Origin of the sequence: Ensifer sp. M14, assembly GCF_003355565.1 — a bacterium.
In the GTDB taxonomy this organism is placed as follows: Bacteria; Pseudomonadota; Alphaproteobacteria; order Rhizobiales; family Rhizobiaceae; genus Ensifer.
In genome coordinates, this window is sequence record NZ_QJNR01000010.1 from 1 (window position 1) to 12,153 (window position 12,153).

Below are 12,153 nucleotides of genomic sequence, written 5' to 3' on the forward strand. Positions count from 1 at the left end.
TCGCCTGGGCTTTCAATACATCCGTCTCACGCGCCACAACCGGACCAGATTTCTCTCTCGACGATTTGCTCATGGAAGGTTTCTCGTGCGTCACTTCAATGCCGGTAGCCTGTAGCAACGGATTTGGGCAATGTCACTGTTGAGAATATGTCCGCTGAGAGTGACGAAGGTCTGAGAGGATTCGAGATCGTCACTCATGTCGAAGCGAAGGTTCCCCTCGAATTCCGGATTGGCGAACGAAGTTTGCAAACTTAACGAACTTGACGAACTATCACGGCGCGCCTAGATAGTAGGACAGGAGACTAAAGCCCATGTCCGTCACGAAAACAGTAGCCAGCGATTCTTCCAACGTCGCACTCTCGATGAAGCTGCCCCGGAGGGCCGATTTCGAAAAAGCCCTTATCAGGCAGTACGCCAAGGCGGTTCAACTGAGCCGGAAGGCCGGCCATCAGGTCAGCTTCCGCGTGGTCGTGGATCCGCTGGCCGGAGCGCAGACGATTTCGGTCGTCGAGGAGGAGCCGGCGCTTCGAGAGAATGCGTTTCCGGTCGAGTCTGTGGCCGATCCCGATGACGAGCTGCAGGCCGCGCTCGCGACGGCGCGGGAGCGCGGTCGACGGCGCGTTGCGGAAATCCTCGCCGAGGACGACATGCTGAGCGCGGACGCATTTGCCGATCTGCTCGGCGTGTCACGTGTCACCGTCAACACTAAGCGTCAGAATGGACAGGTTCTGGGGCTCGACGGCGCCAAACGCGGCTTCCGCTTTCCGGCATGGCAACTCGACCGGGACGGACGGCCCTATGCTGCGCTCCCGAAGTTGCATGCGATTCTGGGCAGCGCATGGGCTGTTTACCGTTTCCTGGTTACGCCGCATGGCGCTCTGGATGGGCGGACGGGGCTTGTTGCGCTGAAACGCGGCCATGATGACGAAATCCTTGCCGCGGCCGAAAGCGTTGCCCATGGTGATTTTCGCTAAATGACTGCAATCAAGCCGCCGGCGGGTTTTGAGAATTTCCCGCTCGATATCGAGGTCGTTCCCGCTGGTCGCCAATTTGGACGCATCTACGGAAGCGCCTTCCCAGACCCGTTGGGCTATGGAAAGAAGCCGAGTCGATTCAGCGATCCTCGCCGGCGTGACGCCGCCAAACGGTTTGGCGTTCTCTATCTTGGCGAGACGCTCAAGGTCTGTTTCCTGGAAGCAGTTCTGCGCGACCGGCGCGACGGTCTCATCGGTGACCTTCCCATCGAGGAGAAAGAACTTTACGCCCGGCGCTACGCGGAGATCGAGACTAACGCGGAACTCCACCTTGTCGATCTGCGTGAAGACCATGCGATCAGGATGGGCGTGCCGACGGATGTCGCGAAATCTTCTCGCCAGAGCCTCGCGCGGGCATGGTCGCTTGCGTTTCATGAACACGGATCGAAGCCGGACGGCATCATCTATCCATCGCGCCTGAATGGACACACAAACCTCGCGATCTTTGACCGTGCGGTCGCAAAGCTTGCCGCCGTGCGCCTCGTACCACTGATTGGAGCGCGTGGACTTGCCACCGTCATCAACGACCTTCGCGTAAGTCTCGTTGACATAGCCTGAGGGGTGCATTGACGGTCTCGTCACTCCGGATGGAAGGTGCCCTTGAACTCCGGATCTGCATAATACCGCAGCTTCTGAACCCAGGCCGGCCGCTGCCCTTGTCGCAGCAGGATCATCCTGTCTTCCGGCAGTCGCATGATCTCATCGGCATTGATGAGATCACGCGCCGAGATGTGCTCGGACGACGAGTTCTTGCCCTCGCTCCAGGACCTGGTGATGTACTGCGCGTCGGTCTTGCCGATCGAGCGTGCGATCAGTTCGGCGGTTTCGATATCATTGACGCCAAAGACCTGAAGGACGGCGGCATTCGACAGGAAGGTTCCCGCTCGGCGCCCATAAGTGGCGCGCAGCTGATGGATATCCTGGAGGATCGGCCAGAGCTGGACACCATAGCCGGCCATGAGACCCATGGCGCGCCTGGAGGATCGGCCAGAGCTGGACACCATAGCCGGCCATGAGACCCATGGCGCGCGAGGTGGCCGAGGGCTGCGAACTCGTCGAGCAGGTAGAGCACGGGCCGGGCAGGGGAGGCGGGATCGCGCGCCATGTCGGTGAGGCTTTGGGTGATCAGCAATCGCAACCACCTGGAATAGGTCGACAGCCGATCGGGTGGCAGGACCAGAAACACGGTCGCGTTGTTTCGTTTGAGATCGGCGAAGCGGAAATCCGATCGGCCGAGCACGGCGGTCATGCGCGGACTGTCGAGAAAGTGGGTGTGACGCTGCGCGGCCGACAAAACGCCGGCTGCTTCCCGATCGGACTTGCCAAGATGGCGATTGGCGGCACGCGCAATCAGCCCGCCCGCCTCATCCATGTCCTGCATTCGAGCGAGCAGACCGAGGAAGCGTTCCGGGGCAAGCGTCAGATATTCGCGCAACGTCGAGAGGTTTCGCCGGCCTGGAGATTCTGCGATAACGATCTTAAGGATGAGGTCGGCGATCAGTGCCTTCGCCTCCTCGTTCCAATGCGCATCACCGGTCATGCCCGGTTCGTCGAACACCAGGGCGTCGGCGAGCGTGTTGGCATCTTCCGCGATATCGAGGCCATCTGGGTCGAGCATGTCCAGGGGATTGAAGGCCGCGGAGTGTTTGCACGTCACGCCGAAGGGGTCGAGAATATGCACGGGCCCGAACTGCTCACGCGCGCGACCAGTGACGACAGTATTTTCTCCTTTCGGATCGATGCAGATCACTGAGCGATCGGCTGTCAGCAGATTGGGAATGATGGTACCGACGCCCTTGCCGGTTCTCGTCGGCGCCATCGTCATGAGATGAGCTGGGCCATCATAGCGCAGCAACTTGCCCGTCGTCGGATCGCGGCCGGTCAGCAGGCCATCATCCTTCGCGGACAGCTTCTGCAGTTCCCTGCCCGTTGCCCAACGGGCAGAGCCGAACACGGCGGCGATCGGCGCATCCGTCGCAAATGCCGAGACGAAGCCGCCCACGCCGAAGACGAGCGGTAGCTGTTTGGCGACGGCATGGACGATCTGGCTGATCTGCCCTTGCTCGAAGCCACCAATGAGATGGATGAGAAAACTGGCCAGCAGAAGCAGGGCCGCAATCAGGACGCCGAAGATCGCGGAGGCGATCGCCATGAAGGGAGCTTTGACGATGGATTTCAGGAGCCGGGGAAATGTCATTCCGGATTTCCGGAGCTCACCCCTTGAGGCGAAGATGCGGGATCAAGAATGTCGTCGAACAGGGCTTTGTCGCCATCGCGAGTGAGAAACCCGGGCAGCTCCTTGCGCAGCCAGTCGCCGAGGCGCCGGGTGAAGTCGGCATCGTTGGAATTCTCCAGCCGGTGAAGCACGAGTGCGCCGAGCAGGACCTTGCGCCTCGTGTCCTGGGCGCGTTCCTGTTTTCCCAGTCGGGCCTTGAGCGTCTTCTTGCGTTCTTCCAGTTCCGCGATGCGCTGTTCGATCGACTTTCGAACCATCTTCATCCCCTTTCCCCCTATTTCGGATTGCCGGCCGATGTCCTTTTGAGACGAACCAGGATTGCCTTGGGGTTATCCGCGGCCCGCTCGACATCGACAAGGCCGGAGGCTTTGACGAGATCGCTCAGCCTCGGGAAGCCGTAGTTGCGGGCATCGAAGTCGGGCGCTTGCTTGGCCAGGTGCCCGCCCACTTGAGACAGATTGGCTCGTCCGTCTTCGTCGGCCGTTGCGATGATCGCCTTGGTCAGCATCGCCCGTGCCGCTTTATCGAGACCGGTCTTTCGCGGCACGGGTTTGGCAGCGGCAAGTTTGACTTCCGTCGGTTTCTCGCGGTCGGCAACGGCAGCTTCTTCAATCTCTTCGACCGGTGCACTGAGCACATCGAAATAGACGAACTTGTCGCAAGCGGTAATGAACGGGCGAGGGGTCTTGCGCTCACCGAAGCCATAGACCGTGACACCTTGCTCACGGATGCGGGCAGCAAGCCGCGCGAAGTCGCTGTCACTGGAGACGATGCAGAAGCCGGAGAACCGGCCAGTATAAAGCAGGTCCATGGCATCGATGATCATCGCGCCGTCGGTTGCGTTCTTTCCGGTTGTATAGGCGAACTGCAAGCGAGATCACTGTCCACCTTTCGCCTGGTCGGGCGGACGAGCGGCTGGCACTTCGCTCCGGTGCTGGCGAGGAGCGTGCTCATTCGGCCGCCCCTCAGTCTCAAGCCATCGACGAAGGGCAGCGAACCGGGCAGAGTGTGGCGAGGGCGGCGGAAACAGTTGAGCCGCTTGTGCCGGCGGTGAAGATATATTCCCGCAGCGTCGAGGACGTTGCCCGGGAGAATGCCAGGCCGGAATTCGATCGAGCGATGGAGGCGGTGCGCTCCGTTGGTCGCAATGTCTATGCCGATCCGGACGGTGTTGCTGGCAAACTCAGCGCTGATATCGTCGACAAAGGCATGTTGGGCCAAGCGCTGGCGACATCCGTTACCGAGTGTCCGGAGCAGTTCGGAGAGCTGCGGGGCAAGACCGGTCTTCTGGGTGACAACAAGGAGCGCAAGGCCGCGCGTCATTACGCCAAGGCGCTCGGCCATCACGTCGCGTCGGCCGGTCAAACCTGGGAGCGCCGGCTTGAGGCCGAGTACCAATCAGAAATGTGGAACCGCGAGAAGCGGGATGTGATCGAGGTTCCGGGGCTCGCACCCCGAAGTGAGGCCATCCTGAAGCAGCTCGACGGCTTGTCGCAATCGGAGAAGCCGAAGTTCCTCGAGCAGATATCCGGTACCCCGGAGGGAAGCCATGCCCTCGAGGAGGCAAAGAAAATTGCCCAAGCTCTCGAGCAGCGGTTTGGAAGCGCCGAAGCGCGCGACCTCAAGTTGGAAAACATGCGGCTTGGGCCGGAGCTCTCCACTAAACTTGATCGCATCAAGGATGTTGCGCGGATCGTTGATCGGGCGCAGCGGGCTGAGCTGACCCGCACGTATGAGCTCACCCGGGGGCTGAAAAAGGGACTAGGGTTGGGAATATGAAAATCAGTACAGGTCTGGCCTGGCGCGGACCGAGTGAACTCCAGCCTGGCCGCTAGGTGAGGGGCCTTTCCCGCCTGTCATCAAACCTTCGCATGGGTTTCACGAAAGTGTCTCCCGCGATTGCTAGATCGACCTCATTGCAATTGTTTTTGCAGAGGAGATCCAGGTGTCACGGAAATTGCAGAGCGCAGTCGCAGCCAGTATCATCGCCCTCCTGGCGAGTGCCGGCATAGCCGAAGCCGCCACGACGGTGAAGTTTTGGCATAGTTTCAACAAGTCCAATGGCGAGGCTCTGGACAAGATTATCGCACAGTTCGAAGCGGCAAACCCGGACATCGATGTCGAGGCCGAGTTCATCGGCAATTACAACGATATCGTTGCCAAGCTGCAGGCCGCCATTCCGGCCCGGCGCGCGCCGGACGCCGTCATTCTCGAAGTCACGCGCTATGGCCTGTTTGCCAACAACAACATTCTGGCCGATCTGACGCCCTATCTGGATGCCGATCCGCTGAAAGCCGATCTTTACGACTACGCCCGGGAAGTCGGCGTCATCAATGGCAAGAATTATATCGTGCCATTCAATTCCTCGACGCCCGTTCTTTATTTCAACAAGGACATCTTCGCCCGTGCCGGCCTTTCGGCAGACACGTCGCTGAAGACTTTCGACGAGATCCTGGCAGCCGCAAGGACTATCAGCGACAAACTCGGCTCTGAGGGAATTTCGGGCGTCGCTGCTCCCGGCCAGTTCGCCCGCTGGGGGCTGGTCATGGCAAACGACAGCGAACTGGTTGCTCCGGAGACGGGCGAAATCCTGCTCGACAAGCCCAACACGATCGAAGCCTACCAGTGGATGGCCTCGCTGGTTCACGACTACAAGGTCGCGTCTGCCGATGGCGTGACCGAGGAAGACAACGGCCGCGACGCCTTCCTGGCCAAGAAGGTCGGCATCATGTTCAACTCGACCGGCAATTACGGCGAAGCCAGGAAGTCGATTGGCGATAACCTGGCCGTCCGACCGATGCCCTGCAACAAAGCCTGCTCGGTTCCGATCGGCGGTGCGGGCATCGGCATCATGGCCACCTCGCCGAAGGAGGTTCAGGACGCGGCGTACAAGTTCGTCAGCTACGCAGCCTCTCCGGAAGCGAACGCGATCTGGTTTGCCGCAACCGGTTACCTCCCGATCAACAAGAAGAGTGCTGCCCTTCCTGTGGCCGCTGAAGCCCTGGCAACTCAGCCGGGCATCGACGTGGCAATCGAGTCGCTGCCGAACGCCCACGGTCGTGCACGCACCACCGTCGTCACCTGGATGCGCTCCACCGAATACAAGATGTGGCAGGCCATGGCGCTTGGTCAGCGAAACGTCGGTGAGACGATGAAGGACTTCGCCGAGCAGACTCGGGCCGAAGAAAAGCGCGTCAGCAACTGATCCTCTTGCAAGGGCACCGGTGGACGGGACTGGCTCCCGCTCTGCCGGAGCGTTTCATCGCCATGCTTCGCAAACTTACACCGTACCTTTTCGTGGCGCCGCTGATAATCTCCATCGCGCTGTTCACCTACATTCCGATCCTCGCGAGCCTCAATCTCAGCTTTCGCGACTGGAATTTCCTCTCTCCCGACATGCCGTTCGTCGGCCTGCGCAATTACCAACAGCTGCTGTCGTCGCGCGAACTTTGGAATTCGCTCTGGGTGACGGCGCTTTTTGCCGTGCTTTCCGTGCCGTTGCGACTGGGCCTTGCGCTCGTCATCGCCAGCTATCTGGTCAGGGAAACGCTGCATTCCCGTCTCCTGCGCGGTGCGCTGTTCCTGCCGTCTGTCACATCGACCGTGTCCATCGCGGTGGTGTTCTCCTGGGTGTTCTCCACCGATTACGGCATGGTCAACGCGATCCTCGGCACACTCGGCCTTGGCAAGGTGTCGTGGCTGCAGGATCCTCACCTGGCCCTTTGGGTGCTGATCTTCGTCAACACATGGAAGCAGCTGGGCTACGACATTGTCATCTATGTAGCCGGGCTGCAGGCAGTTCCGAAGGAGCTTTACGATGCCGCGGCCGTGGACGGCGGCCGTCGCCTGCATGTGTTTCGGCGCGTGACGCTGCCTCTGGTCATGCCAACCACCTATTTTCTCCTCGTCATCTCGGTGATCGAGGCTTTCCAGGTCTTCACCATTGTCAATGTGATGACGCGCGGCGGCCCCGCCGGCGCAACGGACATGCTGGTCAACCTGCTCTACGAAATCGGTTTCGTGCTGTTCGATATCGGACGCGGTTCGGCACTCGCGGTCATGCTGTTCGTGCTGCTGGTCGCACTCGCCATCCTGAAATCAAGCATCATCGGCAGGAAGGTTCATTATGAAGCCTGAAAATCCCTTCCTTGCCGGCCTTGCCCTCGTGGCGGGTCTGCTGTTTCTCTCGCCTGTGCTCTATTCCATCTGGATATCCTTCCAGACGGCGGACGCCTATTATGCGGGCGAGGTGGGCTTCACGCTCGACAACTACGGACGGGCCGTTGGGCAGTACAATTTTGCCCGCTACCTGCTCAACAGCCTCATCGTATCCGGTCTCGTGACGGTTCTCGGCATCACATTGGCCACCATGGCGGCCTTCGCCTTTGCGCGCTATTCGTTCCGGGGCGGCAACCTTCTCTTCGGCGCCACGGTTGCGACGCTGATGATCCCCAGCCACATCAGCCTGATCCCCAACTATCTCTCACTGGCGAAGGTCGGATTGCTGGATACGTATGCCGGTCTCATCCTGCCGGCAATCTCCAACGGTTTTGCCGCCTTCTTCCTGCGCCAATATATTCGCGGGATTCCGAAAGCTCTGGACGAGGCCGCCTACATGGACGGTGCAAAGCCGTTGCAGGTGCTCTGGCGCATCATCGTGCCGCTCTCGCGACCGGCGATCTGGTCCATGGCGCTCTACATCTTCATGACCGAGTGGAACAGCTACATCTGGCCGCTCGTGGCTGTCGGCGACCAGGATCTTTACACGCTTCAGGTCGGGCTCGCCCGGCTTTACCGCATCAACCCCGGCGAGGGGCTGGTCGATTGGCCGCTTGTCATGGCCGCCTCCACTATCACCATTCTTCCAGTCCTCCTCGGCTTCCTTCTGGTGGAGCGCCACCTCGTGCGCGGCATCACCATGGGCGCCGTCAAGTAATACAAGGATATCAAAAGGCATGACACGCATCGCATCACATCGCGGCGGTACGCTCGAATTCGGCGACAGCACGTTGCAAGGGTTTACCGCCACCGCGAAAATGGCACTCGAAGAGGTCGAGTTCGACGTTCACCCAACCGCCGACGGCGCCATCGTCGTGCATCACGATCCGACCCTCGACGCCACGACGGATATGAGCGGGGTCATCAGGCAGATGACGCTGGCCGAGATCAGGAAGGCCAGGATCCGCTACGGAGCCGGCAGTCACCCGCTGACGCTGGAGGAGCTCTGCGCCCTTTACGGGGACAGCAACGTCGGTTTTCGCTGCGAGATCAAACCCGGCATACATGGTCGTCCCTACGAGGATTTCGTACCGCGCGTTATTGCGGTGCTCAAGCGTCAATCCATGCTGGAGCGAACCACCTTTTCCTCGTTTCTCGTGCGCTCCCTCGATGAACTCGCAGAGGCCACCGATCGCCCGCGCCTCTGGCTGGTTAGTTCCGCAGTCCTGCGGCAGCTTGGGCCCGAAACCGTCGTCGAAGTGGCACGATCCCATAGCATTGCGGAGGTCGGTGTTCACGTGGATACGGCGGATGCCGCCCTGAAGGAGCTGTTTGTAACCGCGGGCATCGATTTCGGCTGCTGGGCGGCCCATACGCGCGACCAGATCCAGAAGGCGCTCGATCTCGATGCGAAGGTCTTCACCACGGACCGCCCGACGCTTGCGATCTCGATACGGGACGCTCACCGCGCGAGGGTATCGGCATGAGCGGTATCTCCCTCCACGACATCCGTAAATCCTATCCGGGTGGGTCACAAATTCTCCACGGCGTTTCGCTGGACATAAGGGCGGGCGAATTCGTGGTGATCGTCGGTCCGTCCGGCTGCGGGAAGTCCACGCTGCTGCGTCTCATTGCCGGACTGGATCGCTGTGAGGACGGCAAGATCGAGATCGGCGGTCGCCTCGCCAACGATCTGGCTCCGCAGGATCGCGACATCGCCATGATCTTTCAGAACTATGCGCTCTATCCGCATATGACCGTGCGTGAGAATATCGCGTTCGGCTTGGAGTTGCGTGGGATCCGCAGGGCCGAGCGCAATGAGCGGGCGGAAAGCGTGGCGAAGACCTTGCAGCTCGAGGCTTATCTGGATCGCAAGCCGGGTGCATTGTCGGGTGGTCAGCGCCAGCGTGTTGCCATGGGGCGGGCAATGGCCCGCAATGCCTCGATCTTCCTGATGGACGAACCGCTATCCAACCTCGACAATGCGCTTCGCATCACCATGCGCACGGAAATCAAGGAACTGCATCGCCAGCTCGGCGCGACGATTGTTTACGTCACGCACGACCAGACCGAGGCCCTGTCGCTGGCGGACCGCGTTGCGGTCATGAAGAATGGCCACCTCATGCAATTCGACCGGCCGGATGTCATCTATGACAGCCCGCGCAACCGTTTTGTCGCGAGCTTCCTTGGCAGTCCGCCGATCAATTTCGTTGCCGCCGACGCGCTTCCCGGCTGGCAGGGGCGCCGAGGATTGTCAGCCGGGCTAAGGCCTGAAATCCTGACGATACATGACCAAAAGCCGGAAGGACCCGCGTTGACCGCGCGTCTCGTCCTTTCCGAAATGACGGGATCGGACACGCTCCTCCATTGCGAAACGCCTGCCGGCCGAATGACAGTGATCGCCGCGCGCCGCGACCTGCCGAGGGAAGCGGAAACCTTCTGGCTCTCCTATGATCTTGACCGGGCGCTGTTTTTCGACGGCCAAACCGGAGACCGCGTCGATCCTGTCAGTGCGGGCCACAGGGCCAAGATTGGGAAAGGCTGACGAACCGATGGAAAAGCAGGACGCGCCGCTCGCGCTCAGCGACCTTATCAGCCGCCATTCGACCCGGTTGACGGAAGCCGATACGCGCCTCCTTGATGTCCTGATCCAGGATCCGATCCGCGCCGCCATGGAAAACGGCAAGGACGTTTCCTCACGCGCAGGCGTGCATCCGGCCTCTGCCGTCAGGCTTGCCAGGCGCCTGGGGTTCAAAGGCTATCCAGAGTTTCGTGGCTTTTTGCAATCCAGTCTGACGGAAGGCGGCAATGATTTCGAAAGCCCAGCCGCGCGCATGGCCGCCCGTCTTGTCCGGGCCGAAGGCAATGGACTGCTGGCCTCGGTGCTCGACAGTGAAATCGCAGCTCTGCAACAGGCACGCAACAGCGTTTCGGACGGCGAGATTCGTGCCTTCTCGCAGTGCCTTCGAGACAGTCGCAGGATCTTTGTCTTTGGGCGCGGTCATTTTGCGGCGCTGTCTTCGCTAATCGCCTTGCGTCTCAACCGTTCGGGCTACGAAGCAACCGATCTTGCCAGCCAGCTGCACCAGCTGGTCGAGGTGCTGACCACGCTAACTTCCCAGGACGTCGTGTGGCTTCTTGCCTTTCGCAGGGCGCCGCCGCTTCTTCAGGAGGTGCGCGATCTCGCGGCGAAGCGCGGTGCCAAGACGTTGGCCATAACCGATGTCGGGGGCACCCGCATCGTTCCGGCGCCAAACCATCAGATCCTTGTCTCGCGGGGGAATCCGGGGGAATCGCAGTCGCTCGTCGTTCCCATGACGATGGCCAATGCCGTCATCCTGGACCTGGCGTCAATCGACGATGGTCGCTCGATCAATGCGCTCAGCGCGTTTCGATCATTCAGGTCGGAGTCACGTTTGCCCGGTTGATACGAGGTAGCGAGTAACCGTCCACTCCCGTCCATTACGCACCCCTGCTGGCAGCAAGGAAATGTGTGCGCATGACCGAGCGACCCACCTCTCGGGCGAGAGACAAAGGTCGACACTGCCAATGGCGCCGGATATTCAAGCTACAACTCAAACACGTGGAGCGAGCGGCGAACATCCACAGGACATTTCGCGTATTTCTACTCCGTATTAGCTCGCAAGGAGCAGGAACAAAGTCGAAATACGACACCTGCCGTATGTTGTCGGCTCGATGATAGGCCTAGGCCAAATCTCCCGCACACCTTCGCGGGAGGTTCGAACCTAGGAGACTACCAATGAAGATCGCTATTGCCGCCATGGCGTCGCTCGCGTTTGCGACTTCAGCCATTGCTGCTGTGTCTTCGGCGCCAGCCGAAAAGCAGCCCACCGTCAACATCACCGGCCAGTTTGAAACGGCGCATGGGGGAGAGCGTGTCGCCGGCGGCTACAGTTCCAGAGAAAGCAAGAACACATCCAAAGCCGGCAGTGCCGGCGGTGGGAAACAGAACTCCTGGAAGTAACAAAGACTAAAGGGCGGCTTCGGCCGCCCTGAATTCCGGCAGGCAAATTTCACCAAACAGGTTTCGCTGTATCGAAAGCGCATAATAGCGCGACATGTTTCGGCTTGGATCTATCCGTTGCAAGTATAGGGTGGAGCACGGCTGGGTCATGGCCGCGATCGCTCGGACACCCCGCGTCCAATGTGAGTTTCGAATCGATCGTGAAGAACCGATTCATGTTGTTGATGTTCGGACGCCAACAGAGGGTGGACCTGATGACGCAGCCAGCCGGGAACTGGGTGAATGTCATGATTGGGGTTCAAAGTGCCTCAAGCACAACTAGCCACCTCCTGTGGCTTGCAGGAGCTTATGCTAGCGAGGCCAATCCCGTGCGCGCTGTCGACCGGGCCAAGCTCGCAGCTCGCCTGTGACCCGCGACAGTGCCAGCTCCAGGCGGCTATCCCGCCGGTTCAATCGTCGACGTCACGGAATGTGTGTGTCATCGACACGGCCGATGCCGGATTTTCCGGCGGCTCGCACCATATTCGCTTTTCTTTCTTTGTACTGAGCTTGGCAAACTTCATGAGGCCGCCCTTCATTTCGAAGGGGTGCAGATGCTTCAGAACTTTATTCTGGCGCCGCCCAAAACAGCGAAGCTATCCTGAAGGTCGGCGGTCTCCTGGTCGAGGGAGTGGGTTCGT

Annotated in this window: 11 protein-coding genes and 3 pseudogenes; 10 read left to right on the forward strand and 4 right to left on the reverse strand. The window is 60.2% G+C overall.

From position 1 onward, the window contains the following. Positions 1-311 precede the first annotated feature (311 nt). The gene (locus BLJAPNOD_RS26945) at positions 312-974 is read left to right on the forward strand and encodes an XRE family transcriptional regulator (protein WP_115422130.1); all 663 of its coding nucleotides are present in this window, start codon (positions 312-314) and stop codon (positions 972-974) included. Beyond that, a complete protein-coding gene (locus BLJAPNOD_RS26950; RefSeq protein ID WP_115422131.1) occupies positions 975-1,592 on the forward strand; it encodes an RES family NAD+ phosphorylase in 618 nt (205 codons plus the stop codon). It begins immediately after the preceding gene. 20 nt (positions 1,593-1,612) lie between these two features. Here BLJAPNOD_RS26950 and BLJAPNOD_RS26955 read toward each other — a convergent pair. From BLJAPNOD_RS26955 to BLJAPNOD_RS26965, 3 genes and pseudogenes are all read right to left on the reverse strand, one after another. After that, positions 1,613-3,231, reverse strand: a pseudogene (locus tag BLJAPNOD_RS26955) (type IV secretory system conjugative DNA transfer family protein). Then, positions 3,228-3,527 (reverse strand): mobilization protein, encoded by a 300-nt coding sequence (locus BLJAPNOD_RS26960; protein ID WP_115422141.1) that lies wholly within the window; start codon positions 3,525-3,527, stop codon positions 3,228-3,230. Before BLJAPNOD_RS26960 ends, BLJAPNOD_RS26955 begins: the two are co-directional and overlap by 4 nt. A 17-nt stretch (positions 3,528-3,544) precedes the next feature. Then, positions 3,545-4,138, reverse strand: a pseudogene (locus BLJAPNOD_RS26965) (NYN domain-containing protein); the annotation flags it as partial. A gap of 173 nt (positions 4,139-4,311) precedes the next feature. On the opposite strand from BLJAPNOD_RS26965, the gene BLJAPNOD_RS26970 reads away from it, so the two are divergent. From BLJAPNOD_RS26970 to BLJAPNOD_RS27005, 8 genes are all read left to right on the forward strand, one after another. Further along, positions 4,312-5,049: a BID domain-containing protein gene (locus tag BLJAPNOD_RS26970; RefSeq protein WP_115422132.1), complete on the forward strand. Its 738-nt coding sequence runs from the start codon at positions 4,312-4,314 to the stop codon at positions 5,047-5,049. A 166-nt stretch (positions 5,050-5,215) separates the two neighbouring features. Next, a complete protein-coding gene (locus BLJAPNOD_RS26975) occupies positions 5,216-6,475 on the forward strand; it encodes an ABC transporter substrate-binding protein (protein WP_115422133.1) in 1,260 nt (419 codons plus the stop codon). A 62-nt stretch (positions 6,476-6,537) separates the two neighbouring features. Further along, positions 6,538-7,407, forward strand: a complete 870-nt coding sequence (locus BLJAPNOD_RS26980) for a sugar ABC transporter permease (RefSeq protein WP_115422134.1) — start codon at positions 6,538-6,540, stop codon at positions 7,405-7,407. Next, complete coding sequence (locus BLJAPNOD_RS26985; protein ID WP_115422135.1) at positions 7,397-8,206, forward strand: carbohydrate ABC transporter permease; 810 nt, start codon at positions 7,397-7,399, stop codon at positions 8,204-8,206. Before BLJAPNOD_RS26980 ends, BLJAPNOD_RS26985 begins: the two co-directional genes overlap by 11 nt. Positions 8,207-8,225: 19 nt before the next feature. Continuing rightward, positions 8,226-8,975, forward strand: a complete 750-nt coding sequence (locus tag BLJAPNOD_RS26990; protein ID WP_115422136.1) for a glycerophosphodiester phosphodiesterase family protein — start codon at positions 8,226-8,228, stop codon at positions 8,973-8,975. Beyond that, positions 8,972-10,033, forward strand: coding sequence for an ABC transporter ATP-binding protein (locus tag BLJAPNOD_RS26995; protein WP_115422137.1), 1,062 nt, complete (start codon positions 8,972-8,974; stop codon positions 10,031-10,033). The genes BLJAPNOD_RS26990 and BLJAPNOD_RS26995 overlap by 4 nt, the downstream gene beginning before the upstream one ends. 7 nt (positions 10,034-10,040) lie before the next feature. Next, entirely contained in the window at positions 10,041-10,916 is an 876-nt protein-coding gene (locus BLJAPNOD_RS27000; protein ID WP_115422138.1) for a MurR/RpiR family transcriptional regulator, read from the forward strand. A gap of 332 nt (positions 10,917-11,248) precedes the next feature. After that, entirely contained in the window at positions 11,249-11,473 is a 225-nt protein-coding gene (locus BLJAPNOD_RS27005) for a hypothetical protein (RefSeq protein WP_115422139.1), read from the forward strand. 48 nt (positions 11,474-11,521) lie between these two features. Here BLJAPNOD_RS27005 and BLJAPNOD_RS36210 read toward each other — a convergent pair. After that, a pseudogene (locus tag BLJAPNOD_RS36210) lies at positions 11,522-11,623 on the reverse strand (WGR domain-containing protein); the annotation flags it as partial. Positions 11,624-12,153 lie beyond the last annotated feature (530 nt).